This is a genomic window from Duganella sp. CF402 (assembly GCF_900109645.1).
In the GTDB taxonomy this organism is placed as follows: Bacteria; Pseudomonadota; Gammaproteobacteria; order Burkholderiales; family Burkholderiaceae_D; genus Rugamonas.
Genome location: NZ_FOBG01000001.1, coordinates 1,245,460 through 1,262,867, shown reverse-complemented (window position 1 = coordinate 1,262,867; position 17,408 = coordinate 1,245,460). Strand labels below are relative to the sequence as shown.

Here is a 17,408-nt window from a genome sequence, read left to right as displayed (position 1 = left end):
ACGGATGGGCGCAACACTTGCTGGTGTCAAAAGTATAAAAAGATGTGATAATGGAAAAATAGTTATCAACGCACTCCAAGGCATGACTATGGACCTCCAGCCCAAACAAGAGGGCAGCACTATTGTGCTCAGCCCCGCCGGCCGCATCGATCACACCCATGCCGATGCTTTTAAACTGGCGCTCGATCCGCATTTGGCGGACTGCCGCAAGGACGGCGCGCCATTGGTGATCGACTTCTCCAATGTGAACTACATTAGTAGCATCGGCCTGCGCGCGCTGATGGTGGCCATCAAGCAGGTCAAGGCGCAGGGCGGACGCATGGTATTGGCGGCGCTGCAGCCGCTGGTGCTGGAAGTGTTCACCATCAGCCGTTTCGACATGCTGTTCGAGATTTTCCCTGACCGCGCTGCTGCTTTGGCGGCAGTGACGGTGGCTCCATGAAGGCCCGCATCTGGGGCGCGCGCGGTTCGCTGCCGGTGGCGCTGACGCACAAGCAGATCCGGTCCAAGCTCGTGACGGCGCTGGAAGGCGCCATCGGCCGCAATCTCGATAGCACGGACAAGGTCGTCGACTACGTCGACAATCATCTCGGCTTTGAGGTGAGCGGCACCTACGGCGGCAATTCCAGCTGCGTGGAGGTGGAGGCCTGGGATACGGATGCCATCCATGAGCACATTGTTTTCGACCTGGGTTCGGGCGCGCGGCCGCTGGCCGGTTCCAAGCTGGCCAAGTACGGGCCGGGCAAGCCGCAGACCTATCACGTGTTCATGTCGCACCTGCACTGGGACCACATCATGGGGTTCCCGTTCTTTACGCCGGCTTATATTCCGGGCAACCGCATCATCATCTACGGCTGCCACAAGGATCTCGAAACGGCGTTCCGCCGCCAGCAGGAGCCGATCAGCTTTCCGGTGGGCTTCCACCAGCTCGGCGCGACCATTGAGTTTGTGCTGATGGAGCCGGGCGTGCCGTTGCAGGTGCGCGATGTGACGGTGACCGCCAAGCTGCAGCTGCATGCGGGCGATTCGTATGGCTACCGGCTCGAAAGCGGCGGCAAGACGATCATCTACAGCACCGACTCCGAGCACAAGCTCGATAACGCCGCCGAACGCGTGGCCTTCGTGGACTTTTTCCGCGATGCGGACCTGGTGATTTTCGACGCCATGTATTCGCTCGCCGATTCGATTTCGGTGAAGGCGGATTGGGGCCACTCGAGCAACGTGGTGGGCGTGGAGTTGTGCCAGCTGGCAGGCGTGCATAAGCTTTGCCTGTTCCACCACGAACCTATCTACGATGACGCGCAAATCTCGCGCGTGCTGGCCGAGACGCGCCGTTATGCGGAGATTACCGGCGAAGCGCCGCTGGAAATCGTCTCCGCGTACGACGGCATGGAAATCGCGCTGTAAGCGCCGCCCATGCTGCGCCGTTTGCAAACTCGCGCCTGGGGCGGCGTGCGCGCCGGGCAGGGCAGGCCGCTGGCCTTGCTGTTGGCGGTGGTGCTGGCCCTGCTGCTGGCGCGTGGCGGCGATGGCACGCTGCCTGCGTTACGCCTCGCGCTGTTCGACGCTTATCAAACGTATTTGCCGCGCGAGCGGCTTTCCGGCCCGGTCCATATTGTCAATATCGATGAAGCGGCGCTGAGCGAGTATGGCCAGTGGCCTTGGCCGCGCACCTTGTTCAAGGAGTTGCTGGAGCAGATTGCGGCGCAGCGGCCGCTGGCGATTGGGCTCGATATCCTGATGCCGGAACCGGATAACACCTCGCCCGAGGCGCTGGCGGCGCGCCTGCCGGAAGGGCGTCTGCATGATGAGTTGGCGCAGTTGCCATCTCACGATGCGCTGCTCGCCGCGCAGATGCGGCGCGCGCCGATCGTGCTTGGCACGGCAGGTTTCATGCACGCGGAGGCAGGGACCAGCGATGCCTTGCGCGTATGGCCGATGCGCGTGCGGGCGGCCGGCGATGGCGCGCGCGGACAGACCGCGCCGGACGCTGCGCATTTGCCGGTGATGCGCTTCCCGCAGGCGATGTCCAGTCTTCCGATGCTGCAGGCTGCGGCGCGCGGGCAGGGCTTGTTGTCGGCGAATCTGGAAAAAGGCATCGTGCGCCGCGCGCCGTTGGTCGGCGCGGTTGGCGACATGCTGGTGCCGTCGCTGTCGATGGAACTGCTGCGCGTGGCCACCGGCACCCAAGCCATCGAGATCGAGGCCGACGCCAATGGCGTGCACGCGGTCTCGGTCGGCGACCTGCGCGTGCCGACACTGCCCGACGGCGCGGTGTGGGTCAATTTCTCTGCCCCCGCGCTGGACCGCTACGTCTCTGCGCTCGATGTCATGCGCGGCCGCATCGATCCGGCCGCGCTGCAAGACAAAATCGTCATCGTCGCCATGACGGGCCTTGGCCTTAGCGACTACAAGACCAACGCGCGCGGCGACCTGCTGCCCGGCGTGGACACACACGCGCAAATGATCGAAAGCTTCTTCGACGGTTCCTTCCTGCGGCGCCCGCAGTGGATGCGCTGGACCGAAGTGGCAGTTTTCGCCGCCTTCGGCTTGCTCACCATCTGGCTGCTGCCCCGTCTTCGCCTGCGCGCAGGCGTGCCGATGGCCCTTATGCTGGGCGTCTCCTTGTTCGGCGCCGGCGCCTTGCTGTTCGCGCGCGCCGGCTTGTTGTTCGACGCGGCCGGCGTGGCGCTGGGCTACACCGCCATCTGTCTCAGCCTGTTGACCAGCATGCTGGCCGCCGCAGTGCGCGACCGCAAGCACTCCGAACGCGCGCTGCAAGCCGCACGTGAATCCGCCGCGCGCACCGCCGGTGAACTCAACGCCGCGCGCCGGATCCAGATGGCGTCCCTGCCGCAGGCCGCCACCTCCTTCCCCGGCGAGCGCCGTTTCGAGTTGGATGCGCTGCTGGAGCCGGCCAAGGAAGTCGGCGGCGATTTATATGATTTCTTCAAGCTCGATGACGACCGCGTATTCTTCATGGTCGGCGACGTGTCGGGCAAAGGCCTGCCGGCCAGCCTGTTCATGGTGGTGGCCAAGGCGCTGTCTCGCAGCATCGCCTTGCGCGGCGAAGGCGACATGGGCCGGATCATGAACAGCGCCAACCGCGAGCTGGTACGCGAGAATCCCGAGATGCTGTTCGTGACCAGCGTGGCCGGCATTCTGGACGCGGCCAACGGCCAGGTTTACCTGTGCAACGCCGGCCACGACGCGCCGCGACGCATCACGGCCGATGGCGGCATCGAACTGCTGCAACCGGCGGACGGCCCGCCGCTGTGCGTGATCGACGACTTCGAATATCCGGTCCAGCAGTACCAGCTGCAGCCCGGCGAAAGCCTGTGCCTGACCACCGACGGCATCAGCGAGGCGATGAACAAGGCAGGGGAGCTGTACGGGAACGAGCGGCTAAACAGCCTGCTGGCGGGAGTGGCCACGACCGCACCGGCGGCCGTGGTGCAAGCGGTGCGGGATGATGTGCGCCGTCACGTGGACGGCGCGGAAGCATCGGACGATTTGACGCTGCTGGTGCTGCGCTGGAACGGCCCGCAGGCCGCCGCCAATTAAATTAACGTACGCGGATCTCGACCCGCCGGTTGCGCGGTTCGTCGACGCCGTCCGCCGTCTGGATCAACAGCTCACGCTCGCCGCGCGCCTGCACCGCGATCTGGTCGGCCGCAATGCCGGCTTCCACCAGAATACGCTTGACGGTTTCGGCGCGGCGCAGCGATAGCGCATCGTTGTATTCACGCTTGGCGACGGTGTCGGTGTGGCCGATCACGATAATCTCCGGCGCCGGGCGCGAGGCCAGTTGCTGCTTGATCTGCGCCAGCTGCGCCGCCGATTCCGGCGTCAGGTTGTCGGTGTCCGTGACGAAGTAGACGATGAACACGGCCGCGCGCTGCGGCAGCGTGTCGATCAGGGCGCCGTAACGGCTCTTGATCTCGGCGCTGTCGCTGGTTGTGGCAACCGCGCCACGGCTATCGACGGCGGCGGTTTGATACGGCTTGTCCAGCACCGTGTCCTTGCCGGCGGTGGTGATGATCACGGCGCTCGGTTTGCCGTCCTGATTGGGCAGCAAGGTGATTTGTTCGGTCGGGCCGCGTTGCAGTTGCGAGACAGCGGCGAGCAGGCACACGGCCCAGATCAGCAGGGCCATAGCTTAGTCCCCGTCCTTGACGTCGATCACAAACTCGGTCCCGCGCACGCCCAGGATAGAGGTCGGGGTGCGGAACTGCACCGCGCCGGGCGATTGCTTGGACAGCTTGCCGGAGATGACGCCCAGCGTGCCTTTCTTGACCGTGGCGTTCAGGGTGCCTTCGTGCGAGGTTGGGTCGAAGGCGTATTTTTCGAGCCACACATTGCTGTTCGGGCCTACAGCCAGCAGGGTTTCGTCGCGCAGCGTGATGCCGACGCTGCCATCGGCGCCGGTTACCACGCGGTCGCTGGCCATCAACGCGGCTCCCGCCTGCGCCGGGGATTTTTTTCCCTCGCGCTCAATGGCGGCGTTGCCTTTGGCGGTTTTGATCATGCCGGCCGGGATGTCGGCGGCGTGTGCCAGCAGCGCCATGCAGCTTGCCAGCATCATTATTATTGTTTTCACGGTTCTTCTCCTAACGTAAGCATTCCGATAATATGCTCGAATGGACGAAAAAGAAACCGGTATCGCGCATCTGCTGCGTTTTCCGGCACGGCTGGATGCGGTCCCCGGCGCGATGGCGTTTGCCGCTATGGCGCTGACGCAGTCCGGCCTTGCGCCGGGCGCGGTCGCGCGCGCCGAATTAATCCTCGAAGAGCTGCTGCGCAACAGCATCCTGCATGGCTACGGCGGCGACAGCGCGCATGACGTGTGGGTCGGCGTGCGCGGCCAGGTGTTGTGCTATGAAGACGCCGCGCCGCCGTTTAATCCCCTGACCGAAGGGCCGCCGCCGCCCGATCCGACGCTGCCGCCGGAAGAATTGATCGTCGGCGGCGTCGGCCTGCTGCTGATCCGCCAGTTGGGCGGCGCCGTGGCTTATACCTATAGCGAGGGACGCAACCGGATCGAGATCGCTTTACAATAGCGTTTTCATTCATCAGGATTTCGCATGACCGAGTTTTCCACCGATATCTACACCGAGCCGCATCCAATCGATGTCAACACGCTGGCCAACCTTGGCCCGCTGGCGCCAATGGCCGGCATCTTCAAGGGCGAGCGTGGGCTGGATATCAAGCCGAAGGCGGATGGCGCGCGCAAGCAAGCCTACGTCGAACGTATCGAACTGTATCCGATCGATCCGGTGACCAATGGCCCGCAGCTGTTCTACGGCCTGCGCTACCTGATCATCGTGAACAAGCCGGATAACGTCAAGACTTACCACGAGCAGGTGGGCTACTGGCTGTGGGAGCCGAAGACCAAGACCGTGATCCAGACGCTGGGCATCCCGCGTGGCCAGATCGCGATGGCGTCCGCCGTGGTGGAACCGGACGCGAAGGAGTTCGAACTGGTCGCGCGGCTGGATTCTGATACCTACGGCATCCGTTCCAATCCGTTCCTGGAATACGGCTTCAAGACCATCGAGTACCGCATCAAGGTCACCATCAATGACGACGGCACCTGGGGCTACGAGGAAGACACCGTGATGCTGCTGCGCGGCGAGGAGGAATTCCACCACGTGGACCGCAACCTGCTGCACCGCGTGGCCGATCCGGTGCCGAATCCGCTGCACAGCGGCGTGCCGGCTTAACTACCGGCTTAGTCCCCGACCACGAAACCGTCGCGGCCATTGCGCTTGGCCGCGTACAAGGCGCTATCTGCGCGGGCGATCAGTTCCGCGCAGGTTTCATCGTCTCCTTCATGCAGGGCTACGCCCATGCTGGTAGTGACCTTGCGCGGCGCGTCTTCCAGCGGGAACGGGCTGCGCACCGCAGTCACGATCTTTGCCGCGAGACGCGCAGCTTCGTCGGCGTTGGCCACCTGTTCGAAAACGATCACGAATTCGTCGCCGGCCAGCCGCGCCACGGTGTCCGAGGCGCGCACGCTGGCCACCAGGCGGCTGGCGAACTCCTTCAGCACGATGTCGCCGGCGCCGTGTCCCAGCGTGTCGTTAATCTCCTTGAAGTAGTCGATATCCAGATAGGCCAGCGCCAGCGCCTTGCGGTTGCGCCGCGCGCGCAGGATGGCCTGTTGCAGCACTTCCTCGAACACCAGCCGGTTGGCGATGCCGGTCAGCGTATCGATGCGCGCCAGTTGCTTGAAGCGCGCCTCGCTGGCGGCGATCTGCTGCTCGTACTGCACCCGTTCCGTCACGTCGTGCAGGAAGGCGGTGGCGTAGTAGGCGCCGTCGTGGCGCAGCGCGCCGATCGACAGCTCCACCGGAATCTCGTGGCCATCGCGGTGCAGCGCCGTCACGCGTACGCGGTTGTTGACGAACGGGCCGGGGATGCCGTCGGCGAAACGGGCCATGCCGGCGCGGTGGGCGGCGCGCTGCGCGGGCGGGATAATCAGTTCGGCGATATCGCGCCCGATGGCTTCCTCGCTGCTCCAGCCGAATACCCGCTCGGCGGCAGCATTCCACTTGGTGACCACGCCGGTGTTTTCGCAGCTGACGAATGCATCGGGCGCGCGTTCGAGGATATTGCTGATCAGGGATTCGCTGTCGCGGATCGCGCTTTGCGCCGCTTCACGCTCGGCCATCAAGTCGTGGAAGGCGGCGCCCAGCTCGCCGATTTCATCGCCGCGCCGACGTTGCAGCACGCTGATGTCGGCGCTGCCGCTGCGGATGTTGGCGATGTGCCGCTGCAGCCTGCCCAAGGGGGCGAGCAGCGAACGTATCGCCAGCCACGCCACCAGCCCGGCGACGGCGGCGAATGCGGCGGCGGCCAGCATGGCGTGCTGGCGCATGGCGATCATCGGTGCGAAGGCTTCGTCGACCGGGAAGCGGGCGCCGATAATCCAGCCGGTCGAAGCCAGGTGCTTGTATGAGTAGATGCCGTCGCTGCCATCCTTGTTGGCCGCCTCGACCCAGCCCTGGAAACCATCGAGCGCCATTTCGGTGGCGCGGTTGTAGCCGGGACGGGCGTTGATGTGCGCCAGCAGCCGCTTGCGGTCCGGGTGATGCACCAGGATGCCTGCGCGCGTCATGATGAACAGATAGCCGGTCTCGCCCGGTTTTTGCTGGGCGATTTGCTCAAGGAAGTTGGAGTTGCTCAGGTCTATGCTGCCTCCCAACAGCATGGCCACCTGGCCCTGCGCGTCGCGCACCGGATGCAGGATCATGATCGAGGGCAGGCCGGTGATCTCGCTTTTGTAGGGCAGCGACACCACCGGTTTGCCGGCCGCCATTGCGCGATCGAGGAAATCGCGGGCCGGCGGCGGCATGTGGCGCGTGACGGAAGTGTGGTCGCCGTCGGTGTGCAGCAGCACGCCCTGGCGGTTGAAGATGTGCAGATTCAGGAACTGCCGGCGCGCCACAGGATGACGGTCGATGAAGGCCTGCATGGCAGCGGGATCCTGCGCGGCGGCCTGCGGGATGGTGTCGGCCAGGCTGGCCAGCAGCACTTTGCGCGACTCCATCTGCGCATCGACTTGAGCGGCGATGGAGGTGAGCAGGGAAAACTGCTGGTTGCCGATCACGCTGCGCATGTCGCGTTCCGCCAGCAGCAGGGCCATGAGCGTGACGATCAGTGTGGCGCTCAACACGAGCAAGACCACCACTCCGGTCATGCGGAATTTAAGGCTGCTCGGTAGCTTGGAAAAGACGGGCATGTGCCGAGTATGTCACAAGCCGCGAGCGGGTACAATTCAGTCTTTATGCGGAAAACAGACGATGCTGCGGGCGATTTTGTGGGATAACGACGGTGTTCTGGTCGATACGGAACAACTGTTTTACGAAGCTAACCGGGAGCTGTTCCAGCCATTGGGGCTGGAACTCAGCGCGCAGCACTTTTTCGACTGGTATCTGGCCGATAACTGCGGCGCGTGGCATTTGCTGGATCCACGTTTGTCCGAAGAGCAGGCCGAGGCACTGCGGTCGGTGCGCAACCGCCGTTATGCGGCGCGGCTGGCGTCCGAGCATATCCCGGCCATCGACGGTGTGGCCGGCACGCTGGCCGCTTTGTCGCCGCGTGTGCGCATGGGCGTGGTCACCAGCTCCAACGCCGATCATTTCGAAATCATCCACCAGCGGCTGGATTTGTTGCGCCACTTCGAGTTCGTGCTCACGCATGAATCCTACACCCACAGCAAACCGTCGCCAGAGCCCTACCTGCTTGGACTCGAGCGCATGGGCGTGGGCGCCGACGAAGCGCTGGTGATCGAGGATTCGCCGCGCGGCCTGCAGGCGGCGACGGCGGCCGGCATCCGTTGCATCATCCTGCGCAATGCGCTGACGCGGCATTACGATTTTCCCGGCGCGTGGCGCGTGGTCGATACGATGGCGCAGGTGCAGGCGGAAGTGGAGGCGCTGCTATGAGCCATATCCACTTGTGCTGGGAATTGGGCGGTGGCCTTGGACATGCGGGCCGCCTGAAGATGCTGGCGCAGGCGTTGCTGGCGCACGGCCATCGCGTGACCATCAGCCTGCGCGATCTGATGCACACGCATGCCGTGCTTGCCGATCTGGATGTCCACAAATTGCAGGCGCCTGTGTGGCTGCACAAGGCGCAGGGACTGCCGCCGTCCGCCAGCCTGGCGGAAATCGCTTTCCATTGCGGCTATCTGCAAGCGTCCGCGTTGCGCGGCATGGTGTCCGGCTGGCGCGACCTGTTCGCGTTGCTGCAGCCGGATCTGGTGGTCGGCGATTATGCGCCCACCGCGTTGCTGGCGGCGCGCAGCATGGGCTTGCGTAGCGCCTCGGTCAGCAGCGGTTTTAGCAGTCCGCCGCCAGGCCGTGCGCTGCCGGCGTTCCAGCCTGCGCCTGTGGAACGGCTGGCGGCCTCCGAAGCGCGCATGCTGGCGACGGCCAACGCGGTGCTGGCGGAGTATGGTGCGCAGCCATTTGCGCATGCGGCCGATGTGTTCACGGGCGATCTGCCTTTGCTGTGCACCTGGCCGGAACTCGATCCATACGAAGAGCGCGGCGAGGCGCAATGGCTCGGCCCCAGCTTCGTGGCACACGGCGGCATCGCTCCGCACTGGCCTGAGGGTGATGGCCGCAAGGTGTTCGCCTATTTGAAGGCGTCCCACGCGGCGCATGGCGTGGTGCTGAAAGCGTTGGTGGAAGAGGGCTGCCGCGTACTGGCCTACGTACCGGAAGTGGCTGCTGGCGGACCGCCGCCGCTGGTCAGCGACAACGTACTGTACGCCGAAGCACCGGTATCGCTGTCGCAGGCTTTGGCGCAGGCCGATCTTTGTGTCTGCCACGCCGGCGAGGCGACGCTGGCGCAATCGCTGCTGGCCGGCGTGCCGCTACTGATGCTGCCGTCACACACCGAGCAGTTTTTAAGCGCGCGCCGTGTCGCCATGTCCGGCGCCGGCTACAACGCGGCTTTGCTGACGCCCGAATCCGACTGGCGCGCTATGATACGCGGTTTGCTCACCGATCCGGCTTATCGCACTGCGGCGCAGGCATTCGCCGCGCGCCACAGCGGATTTGATCAGCAGCTTATGAACGAAGAACTAGCGCGCCAGCTGGAATCTCTGCTGACCTGACGCCACGGCCGGTCAGTTTGAACACGCTGACCGCGCCAACGAGGTTGGAAGCCTGCTCCTGCATGGTGATGGCGGCGGCCGACGCCTGTTCCACCAGCGAGGCATTCTGCTGCGTGGTCTGATCCATCTCGGTGATGGCGCCGTTGATATGCTCAATGCCGGACAACTGCTCCTGGCTGGCTGCGGCGATGTCGCTCATGATATCGGTCACGCGGCGCACGCTGGCGACGATTTCCTCCATCGTGGCGCCGGCCTGGTCTACCAGCCGCGCGCCCGCGTCCACCTTGTCCACCGAATCGCCGATCAATTCCTTGATCTCCCTGGCCGCTGCGGCCGAGCGCTGCGCCAGGTTGCGCACCTCGGTCGCCACCACCGCGAAACCGCGCCCCTGTTCACCGGCGCGCGCCGCCTCCACCGCCGCATTCAGCGCCAGGATATTGGTCTGGAAGGCGATGCCGTCGATGACCGAAATAATGTCGACGATCTTGCGCGCCGAGGCGTTAATCGAGGCCATCGTGTCGACCACCTGCGCCACCACTTCGCCGCCTTTGCCCGCCACGTCGGAGGCCGAGCGGGCCAATTGGTTGGCCTGGTTGGCGTTGACCGCGTTTTGCTTCACGGTGGAGGTCAACTGCTCCATCGAGGACGCGGTTTCTTCCAGCGAGCCAGCCTGGCGTTCGGTGCGCTCGGACAGGTCCAGGTTGCCGGCAGCGATTTCCTGCGAGGCGGTGCCGATCGAATCCGTGCCCTTGCGGACTTCGGAGACGATCGAAATCAGACTGGCATTCATGTCCTTCAGCGCGGCCGACAGCTGGCCGATTTCATCGCGGGTGCGGACCTGGATTTCGGAACTGAGGTCGCCATCGGCCACGGTGCGCGCCACCCGCACGGCATAGCGAATCGGGCGCACGATAGTGCCGGTCACGTACCAGCCGGCGAACACTCCGAGGCCGGCGCCGGCCACGCCGAGCACGATCATCAGGATGCTGGCATTGCGCGCGGTCTGCTCGGCCTGCGCGCCGGAATCCTTCATCAGCTGCACCTGGAAGGCGACCAGCTTGTCGAGCGACGCCACGTAAGCGGCTTGCGCCGGACGCACTTTTTCCAGCAGCAGCACACGGGCGGCTTCCTTGTCGCCATCCTTGACGGCAGCCACCATCTGGTCGCGCAGCGGCGAGTACACGGCGCGCGCATCGCTCATCTCCTTGAACAGCGCCAGTCCCTGCGGCGATTTCAGCAGGCTGCCCAACTGGTCGAGCATGGCGCGTATCTCCTTGCTGCGCTCAGCCACGGATGCCAACGCCGCGCCAGTTTCGCTGGCGTCGAGCAGCAGCAGGTCACGCAGGGTTCGTGCTTGCAGGGCGACGTCCTCCTTGACCTGGTTGAGCAGGCCGATCTTCATGTAGCGGTCGCTGATAGTGAGGTTGACCTCTTTGCTGGTCACGTTCAATCCGAGCGCGCCCACCACGACGACGATGGCCAGCAGCAGCGTCGTCAGCGAAAATGCGATGGTCAGCCGATGGCCGATCTTCAGGTTTGCAATGTTCATGAATCGTCTTTTGTAATGGTTGTTTTTAAGAGATAGTAGTTGCCTGTGGGAATGCTAAGTGTAACGTGAAAAATTAATGTATAGCTAGCAATATTGCTTAACAATATGGACATTTGAGTGGATAAAGCAACAGCGCCGATGTATAATGACAATCAGTGTTGTCGCATTAGAAATAAAAACATTGCCTCTGGTAGGGCTGGATGTTTGAGAGGGCCGGCGTTCGCAAGACGCCGGCCCTTTTTGTATATACCTCGCTTGGGCAGCGAGGGCGAATTTGCCTAGTTGTTCCTCACCGAGATTGCAACGACCTCAGTGCCGCGAGTTCCCATGACTTCTATCGCTGAACCGGCAAGGCGCAGGGAAGACGTGAAGTGCAAATTGTCGACCGCTGTCTTCACTACCTTCTCTCCCACGACGATGAAATTGCCATCACTGCTGCTGGCCGCGTAGGCGGGTGTACCGTCAGGTAGAAACAAGATGGCGCTAATCGCATCAAACTGCGGACCAGCCCCACGGTGAGTGATGACAGTGTCCTTGCCATCCTTCCGCACCACATATCCGTACGCCCCAACAGGGCCGAACACAAATGAACCAGAGAGCACGCCGCCAGCGATAATTTCCGGGGGCTGGTCATCAATGACTAGCCGAATGTGTTCCGCATCATCACCAGCGAGGAAGTAGGCATGCCGCGATCCGTCATGCGAGAAGACGAAACCACTGGGCGTTTTGGCAGAATGAATTTGGGTGCCATTCGAATAGCGAACGGTAACCCCAATGTAATCCTCATCAAAAATGTGCCATGCCCACGCTTGCGCATTGGCGGATGAATAAAAAACCTGGCGTGTAAAATCGACGTCCGCAGTTGAAATTGCCAGACCGTTCTTAATGAGCGTCATGGAGGGCTGCCCCTCCACCGGTCGATCAACCGTTGCATACCAGGTAGCCAGATCGTCGCCTGCAAACACATCCCTGATTGGCGCTTGAAGAATGGTCTTGCCGTTTTTGTTGAGGTAGGAGAGATTGGCTTTCTCCCCATGCACAAGAACTTCGTTGCCAGTGGCGTTCGCTTTGATGGAGTGGATCATGTCCCATTCCTCGTTAGCGATGACCGGAAAGCCGGCCACCAGGATGCTGCAATTTTTATAGGCAACAAAGGCGGGCGTACCGGGGGCACCGGGAATCTGAACCAGTCCCAGGCGTTTGAATTTCTGCGATTTCTTTTTGCCATCCTGATACCAGCTCACTTCGCGGCCATCGCTGCTGAAGGCGGCATAATGCTGCCGATCAGCCGATACCCAAGGGCGTGCGGATCCGTTGGGCGAGGTTGGCTTTCCCGGCAGCGCCAGCTTGGAATTGCCGTCGATCAGGTAGTGGTGCTTGCCGATGCGGCCGTAATAGACAAGACGGCCCTTTACCCAGCCAGCGCTGGGACCCAGTTCGTCAAAAAGCTCGCCTGGCCCCGATAGCGTGACGTAGCGCAGCTTTTCGCCCACCCTCTCACGAATCGCCATGTCGTTACCTTCCGGGGAAAACAGGCGAGGGCCGTTGGCAGTGCCGCTTACTTTGACACTGCCCAAGCTATGTTCGGTCAGTGTTTGTGCTTGCGCTGTAACCGCAAGCAGAGCGATAACGCCGACGCCGTAAACGCGGATTTTCATGGTGCCCCTGTCGATACGCCGCCTGCGCTTTGGCCAATGACGTTGATCGCGGTTTCCATTTCCTCGATGGCGCGAATACGTTGAGCCGCTGCTGCACGCGCGAACTTTCCAATAATGGCATCGGTATCGGAAATGGCGCTTTGCTGGCGGGCGATGGCCTCGCTTAACGCCGCTTTGGCTGTGATCGCGGCGGTTCTTGCATCGGCCAGCGCAGTGGTGTCGTTCTGGACTGTCGTTCGCCCGTTCTGATAATTGCGTTTGGCGTTGGCGAGGCGTGTTGTATTCGTTTCGGACGCCAGCTCATCAAAGGCTTTTTCGGCCGCGATCAGCTCATCTTCGAGTTCCTTGAGCTTTTTCAGACTTGCGGTGAGCGCTGTTTCGGATTTTGCAAGCTGGCCGTCGTTAGTGGTCGATGTGTCCTTTTGTGGGCTGGTGAGCTCAGCGCTGGCGCCTATGGCGGCCTTGATGTTGGCGTTGTACTGCGCGAGGACTTCCAGTGTGTTCAGGATGCTGGCGGGCGCATCGGCGCTGCTTCCTTTTGCGGGCAAGGCGATCTTGTTTTTCGCATCCAGTGCCAGCTGCTTGGTCTGCGCGCTATCGAGCAGGCCATTGAGTGCGCTCAGGTGGGCTGCGGTGGGCGAGTCGCGCATGGTGACGGTCCAGCGTGCGCGCAGCTCGGTTGCCAAGTCGTCCTTGCTAAGGATAGACTCGATCTTCTGGCGCTGGGCTTCGCTTTGCTTCTCGTAGTTCTGCGTGAACAGCGTCATGGTCTGGCCATGTGCGGCGACGGCCGGACCGCTGCTGCCACCGGTGATGCCTTTCAATTCTTTTGCCGCCCGGTCTCGCTCTGTATCCGACAGCTTCTCATCGTCAATCCGATCCTGGAGCTGATTGACCCGTAGCATATTGGTATTGAATTTTCCGCCGAAGTTATACAGTGCCAGATTCTTGGCGGCTTTCACCATCGCGCTGGGGTCCTGGCCCATTGACTTGACATACCAGTTGCCGACATCGTCCTTGGCGATCGCGAAGTTGGAACCGCTTGCAGCACTGACCTTGACGGTATTGATGTTCTGCCAGTAAGCCTTGTCCAAGCCATCCCGGATTTTCTTCAGGCCTTTGTCGCGTCCATCATCGCCGCCTCCGGTCATGAACTTGGCGGTTGCCTTCAAGCGGTTGTTGAGAAGATTGTGATCGTCGTCGAATGTCGGATCTGGTTGAGCGAAAATAGCGGTGAACACGGAGCGCAGGTAGGTGCTGCTCGGGCGGATGTAAATCATGCTGGCGCGCTCCTTGCGCGCGGCAACCAGAGCTGTACGCAGCTTCTCGGCAGAGCCGTCTCCCTTCTCCAGCGCTGCAAGATACTTGTATTTGAGCGTGGCGATGACTTGATCCATTACATCTTTTATTCTCTCGTTGTTGTCGTCACTGCGCTTTGTGTTGCTGGTGGAATTCGCATTTGCTGTGCTGGCTGCTGCGGTTTCAGCCCGGGCAGCTTTCTTTGAGGCGCCATCGAAGTTCCGCCGGCGCTGAATGTCATCGGCAAAAATGAGAATTGAATTACCTATCGCTTCCAGCAGCGTACGCGTCCTGTCCTCGCTGAATTCCTGCTCAAGCTGATCTTCCTTTTGTACATCGGACTTTTTGTAACCATCAGAAATCCATCGATTTGTTGCAAGGAATTGCATGCGGGTTGCAATATCGACCAGCGCGGTTTCCACGTCCTTTTTGACCGCTTCCTCACTCTTTGTTTCAGGACCGGATTCCAGCCGATGCTTTTTGGACTCCGTCACCAAATTGTCGGCCAAGCTGTCGATGCCTTGCTTGTTTCTTCCCTTGAACACCGTGCCGTCCACGTCCTGAACCAGCGGGCATAGGCTTGGGCCGACACGAGGAGGGTTCTGAACTGGGAGAGCATCGTCGTACAGGCTAAGCAGATCATTCAGCTGGACTGCCAATTTGTGATAGTGATAGGCATCTTCTGCCTGCCGGATCTCGACTTCGAGCAAGGCTTTGCGGTCGAATGCATTTCGCTTGCAGTTCGTCGCTGCATTGAGATTCGTTATCGTGTTCGCCGTGCCGGCCTTGCTCAAAAACTGGTCGCGCATGGTTGTCATCAAGACTTTGGCCGATAGCGCCATCGACAGCATTTGCTGATGCTGTACATCTTCGTTGTTGATGAGCGGCCCTTTGTAGACGTCGACGTCTACATGCAAGGCGGCACAACCTGAGAGCGCAGCGGCGAACAGGGCCGCGAGGACGCATTGCCGCGTCCGGCTTAGTGGCGAAGTCATGGAAACTCCCGGTCAAGGATTGGTCACGGCTTTGAGGCGCTCTTTGTCGGCATGCAGCGCGGTCAGCTGGGAAAACAGTTTGCGATCGAGCTCGCCGCCCGATTCGCCAAACTTAATCTGCGCGATCGAGCCCAATGCGGACGAGAATGCCTGCTCGACCACTTCAGGATTGGAGCCCATCAGAATCACCAGCCGATGTCCACGCGGCGCTTCCCGAAAACCTTCCGGCCCAAACAGCACCAGGCCGCGCCCGGTATCGCTCAGGGTCGACTTTGGCTCTTTCTCGCTGGTGGTGACGTCGCCGGTACGGGCGTCCACCGTGATGTTGCGGTTGAGCGAGTCGACAATTTCCGCCGGCACCCAGCCGGACGCGAATCGTGTCGAATTCAGGATGCTTGATTGGCCGCGTACCCTGATGCGGTAGATGGCCGGAGGGAGTTGCTCTTGCGGATCGAAACTGCCGAGATAGTAGACCTGCTCAACTTCCGCGCTTGGTGTCATTGCCAAGGCCGTCGTTCCTGCCAAAGCGGCCGCGTAATTACGTTCCGCCGGTTTAAAGGCCGAGCAACCGGTGAGGATGATGGAACACAAAAGCCAAGCGCAGCGATACCGCCATATACTTGTCGCAACTCCAGTCATTGTCCGCCCCTTGATATGTAGGATAACTCCTACATTCTCATCCATAGTTTTGTCAAAATTCTATCTAATTATCACTTTTGCACTTTACTGCTGAAAATACAACGATTCTTGAGCTCAATGCACACTATGCCGATGGCGCGGTCGTCCGCTAGAATGCAGTGACCACAATGTTTCTAGGAAGATATGTCACTGTTTCATCGCACCTTGGCCGCCGCTGCGCTGCTGGCGGCCAGCCTGGCCTCGGCGGGCGAATGCCCATCCCATTATGTCGACGGCCGCCTGCCGGAAATCCGCAACCCCAAAATGAGCGCCGCCACGACCGAGCTGTGCTACGGCGTATTTGGCGTCATGCACTCCGGCATCACGCGCACGCCGCTGTGGTCGGCCGAACACCTGACCGCGCAAAACATCGCCGCCGCCAAGAACCTGTCGCGCGAGAATTCCTTCCATCCCGAGCCGCGCCTGCCAAGCCGCGCCCGCGCCGAACTGGCCGACTACGCGCGCAGCGGCTACGACCGTGGCCATATGGCCCCGAACGGCGACATGCCGGACCGCGAAACCCAGCACGAAAGCTTCACGCTGGCGAACATGGTGCCGCAGGATTCCGAGAATAACCGCCACGTCTGGGCTGGCATCGAGGGCGTGGTGCGCAAGCTGGCGCAGAAGGAGGGCGACCTGTATGTGATTACCGGTCCGGCCTTCATCGGCGGCAACCTGCAAAAGATCGGTAATGTGCTGGTGCCGAGCCACTTGTATAAACTGGTGTACAGTCCGCGCCAGCGCGCCGGCGCCGCGTTTTTCATTGAGAACCGCGCCGATGCGCAGTATGAAATGCTGAGCATCGCCCAGCTGGAAGACAAGGTCGGCATCAACCTGCTGCCGTCGCTGCCGGCGGCGCAGAAGCAGGTGCTGCTGCGCATGCCGAAGGTGCGCCAACGTAAAGACGGGAGCAAGGGATGAAAAAGTTTGTACCGTATAAAAATGAATCCGACGTGCTGCAGATCGGCGGCCTGAGCATCGAGAACCGGCTCGACCGCGTCACCATTTGCGGCGATATCGACCTCACCGCCGACAAGGCCGGCCTGCGGGATGCGCGCGCGCTGCACCAACTGCTGGCCGACGTGGTGGCCAGGCTCGAAGCGCAGACGCTGCCGGACCAGTTGCCGCCGCCCGCCGTCGCCACCGTTGCCAACCCGTTCGAGTAAGCCATGCACTTTCAATCCGACCAGGAGATTCACGCCATCGGCCAGGGGTTGCTGGACCGCAGCCTGCCCAAGGCCGCCTGGACCCACGCCGCCCATCTGGCCGCAGCGGCCTGGCTGCTGGCGGTGCGGCCCGACATTGATGCGCCGGCGCAGATGCCGGACATCATCCGCGCCTACAACGAGGCCACCGGCACTGCCAACACCGACACCGGCGGCTACCACCACACGATTACGCTGGCGTCGCTGCGCGCGGTGGGCGATTTCCTGTCGCGCCAGCCGGCCGGCACGCCGTTGCACATGGCGTGCGAAGCACTGCTGAGCAGCCCGTATGGAGACAAGGCCTGGCTGATGCAGTACTGGAGCCCGGACTTGCTGTTTTCGAAGGAGGCGCGGCGCGACTGGATCGCCCCGGACCGCGCGCCGCTGCCGTTTTAA

At 62.0% G+C, this 17,408-nt stretch carries 17 protein-coding genes; 10 read left to right on the top strand and 7 right to left on the bottom strand.

The genetic code is table 11. The features are described 5' to 3' along the window. Positions 1-82 precede the first annotated feature (82 nt). Genes BMZ70_RS05715 through BMZ70_RS05705 form a run of 3 tightly spaced genes read left to right on the top strand, consistent with a single transcriptional unit; the run spans position 83 to position 3,564 of the window. Positions 83-442 (top strand): STAS domain-containing protein, encoded by a 360-nt coding sequence (locus tag BMZ70_RS05715; protein WP_229205307.1) that lies wholly within the window; start codon positions 83-85, stop codon positions 440-442. Continuing rightward, positions 439-1,407, top strand: coding sequence for an MBL fold metallo-hydrolase (locus tag BMZ70_RS05710; protein ID WP_092271104.1), 969 nt, complete (start codon positions 439-441; stop codon positions 1,405-1,407). Before BMZ70_RS05715 ends, BMZ70_RS05710 begins: the two co-directional genes overlap by 4 nt. 9 nt (positions 1,408-1,416) lie before the next feature. Further along, on the top strand, positions 1,417-3,564 hold the full coding sequence (locus tag BMZ70_RS05705) for a CHASE2 domain-containing protein (RefSeq protein ID WP_092271101.1): 2,148 nt from the start codon (positions 1,417-1,419) through the stop codon (positions 3,562-3,564). A 1-nt stretch (position 3,565) separates the two neighbouring features. Here the strand turns inward: BMZ70_RS05705 and BMZ70_RS05700 are convergent, their stop codons facing one another. Continuing rightward, positions 3,566-4,156, bottom strand: a complete 591-nt coding sequence (locus BMZ70_RS05700; RefSeq protein WP_092271098.1) for an OmpA family protein — start codon at positions 4,154-4,156, stop codon at positions 3,566-3,568. Between the two features lie 3 nt (positions 4,157-4,159). Further along, positions 4,160-4,600 carry a FecR family protein gene (locus tag BMZ70_RS05695; protein WP_229205306.1) on the bottom strand — a complete coding sequence of 147 codons (441 nt, stop codon included), beginning with the start codon at positions 4,598-4,600 and terminating at the stop codon, positions 4,160-4,162. A gap of 40 nt (positions 4,601-4,640) precedes the next feature. Here BMZ70_RS05695 and BMZ70_RS05690 point away from each other — a divergent pair, with 40 nt between their 5' ends. Continuing rightward, positions 4,641-5,060, top strand: a complete 420-nt coding sequence (locus tag BMZ70_RS05690) for an ATP-binding protein (protein ID WP_092271092.1) — start codon at positions 4,641-4,643, stop codon at positions 5,058-5,060. Positions 5,061-5,084: 24 nt separating this feature from the next. After that, positions 5,085-5,723, top strand: a complete 639-nt coding sequence (locus BMZ70_RS05685; protein ID WP_092271089.1) for an FABP family protein — start codon at positions 5,085-5,087, stop codon at positions 5,721-5,723. A gap of 8 nt (positions 5,724-5,731) precedes the next feature. Here the strand turns inward: BMZ70_RS05685 and BMZ70_RS05680 are convergent, their stop codons facing one another. Beyond that, entirely contained in the window at positions 5,732-7,678 is a 1,947-nt protein-coding gene (locus BMZ70_RS05680) for a diguanylate cyclase domain-containing protein (protein WP_229205453.1), read from the bottom strand. Positions 7,679-7,805: 127 nt separating this feature from the next. Between BMZ70_RS05680 and BMZ70_RS05675 the strand changes: the two genes are divergently transcribed. Beyond that, on the top strand, positions 7,806-8,450 hold the full coding sequence (locus tag BMZ70_RS05675; RefSeq protein WP_092271083.1) for an HAD family hydrolase: 645 nt from the start codon (positions 7,806-7,808) through the stop codon (positions 8,448-8,450). Further along, a complete protein-coding gene (locus BMZ70_RS05670; RefSeq protein WP_092271080.1) occupies positions 8,447-9,628 on the top strand; it encodes a glycosyltransferase in 1,182 nt (393 codons plus the stop codon). The genes BMZ70_RS05675 and BMZ70_RS05670 overlap by 4 nt, the downstream gene beginning before the upstream one ends. Here BMZ70_RS05670 and BMZ70_RS05665 read toward each other — a convergent pair. From BMZ70_RS05665 to BMZ70_RS05650, 4 genes are all read right to left on the bottom strand, one after another. Next, positions 9,582-11,177 (bottom strand): methyl-accepting chemotaxis protein, encoded by a 1,596-nt coding sequence (locus BMZ70_RS05665; protein WP_092271077.1) that lies wholly within the window; start codon positions 11,175-11,177, stop codon positions 9,582-9,584. The genes BMZ70_RS05670 and BMZ70_RS05665 overlap by 47 nt on opposite strands. A 278-nt stretch (positions 11,178-11,455) precedes the next feature. Further along, complete coding sequence (locus tag BMZ70_RS05660) at positions 11,456-12,835, bottom strand: hypothetical protein (protein WP_092271076.1); 1,380 nt, start codon at positions 12,833-12,835, stop codon at positions 11,456-11,458. Next, complete coding sequence (locus BMZ70_RS05655) at positions 12,832-15,129, bottom strand: hypothetical protein (protein ID WP_092271073.1); 2,298 nt, start codon at positions 15,127-15,129, stop codon at positions 12,832-12,834. The genes BMZ70_RS05660 and BMZ70_RS05655 overlap by 4 nt, the downstream gene beginning before the upstream one ends. 12 nt (positions 15,130-15,141) lie before the next feature. After that, positions 15,142-15,636, bottom strand: coding sequence for a hypothetical protein (locus BMZ70_RS05650; RefSeq protein WP_130300896.1), 495 nt, complete (start codon positions 15,634-15,636; stop codon positions 15,142-15,144). 315 nt (positions 15,637-15,951) lie between these two features. Between BMZ70_RS05650 and BMZ70_RS05645 the strand changes: the two genes are divergently transcribed. From BMZ70_RS05645 to BMZ70_RS05635, 3 genes are read left to right on the top strand one after another with little or no spacing between them, the layout of a single operon-like run. Continuing rightward, positions 15,952-16,728 (top strand): DNA/RNA non-specific endonuclease, encoded by a 777-nt coding sequence (locus BMZ70_RS05645; protein ID WP_092271068.1) that lies wholly within the window; start codon positions 15,952-15,954, stop codon positions 16,726-16,728. Next, entirely contained in the window at positions 16,725-16,973 is a 249-nt protein-coding gene (locus BMZ70_RS05640; protein ID WP_092271065.1) for a hypothetical protein, read from the top strand. The genes BMZ70_RS05645 and BMZ70_RS05640 overlap by 4 nt, the downstream gene beginning before the upstream one ends. Positions 16,974-16,976: 3 nt before the next feature. Beyond that, positions 16,977-17,408 carry a hypothetical protein gene (locus BMZ70_RS05635; protein WP_092271062.1) on the top strand — a complete coding sequence of 144 codons (432 nt, stop codon included), beginning with the start codon at positions 16,977-16,979 and terminating at the stop codon, positions 17,406-17,408.

Bases quoted from the DNA above. Each gene is read 5' to 3' on its own strand.
- BMZ70_RS05715 (WP_229205307.1), top strand. From the start codon at position 83: ATGACTATGGACCTCCAGCCCAAACAAGAGGGCAGCACTATTGTGCTC.
- BMZ70_RS05710 (WP_092271104.1), top strand. From the start codon at position 439: ATGAAGGCCCGCATCTGGGGCGCGCGCGGTTCGCTGCCGGTGGCGCTG.
- BMZ70_RS05705 (WP_092271101.1), top strand. From the start codon at position 1,417: ATGCTGCGCCGTTTGCAAACTCGCGCCTGGGGCGGCGTGCGCGCCGGG.
- BMZ70_RS05700 (WP_092271098.1), bottom strand. From the start codon at position 4,156: ATGGCCCTGCTGATCTGGGCCGTGTGCCTGCTCGCCGCTGTCTCGCAA.
- BMZ70_RS05690 (WP_092271092.1), top strand. From the start codon at position 4,641: ATGGACGAAAAAGAAACCGGTATCGCGCATCTGCTGCGTTTTCCGGCA.
- BMZ70_RS05685 (WP_092271089.1), top strand. From the start codon at position 5,085: ATGACCGAGTTTTCCACCGATATCTACACCGAGCCGCATCCAATCGAT.
- BMZ70_RS05675 (WP_092271083.1), top strand. From the start codon at position 7,806: ATGCTGCGGGCGATTTTGTGGGATAACGACGGTGTTCTGGTCGATACG.
- BMZ70_RS05670 (WP_092271080.1), top strand. From the start codon at position 8,447: ATGAGCCATATCCACTTGTGCTGGGAATTGGGCGGTGGCCTTGGACAT.
- BMZ70_RS05665 (WP_092271077.1), bottom strand. From the start codon at position 11,177: ATGAACATTGCAAACCTGAAGATCGGCCATCGGCTGACCATCGCATTT.
- BMZ70_RS05660 (WP_092271076.1), bottom strand. From the start codon at position 12,835: ATGAAAATCCGCGTTTACGGCGTCGGCGTTATCGCTCTGCTTGCGGTT.
- BMZ70_RS05655 (WP_092271073.1), bottom strand. From the start codon at position 15,129: ATGACTTCGCCACTAAGCCGGACGCGGCAATGCGTCCTCGCGGCCCTG.
- BMZ70_RS05645 (WP_092271068.1), top strand. From the start codon at position 15,952: ATGTCACTGTTTCATCGCACCTTGGCCGCCGCTGCGCTGCTGGCGGCC.
- BMZ70_RS05640 (WP_092271065.1), top strand. From the start codon at position 16,725: ATGAAAAAGTTTGTACCGTATAAAAATGAATCCGACGTGCTGCAGATC.
- BMZ70_RS05635 (WP_092271062.1), top strand. From the start codon at position 16,977: ATGCACTTTCAATCCGACCAGGAGATTCACGCCATCGGCCAGGGGTTG.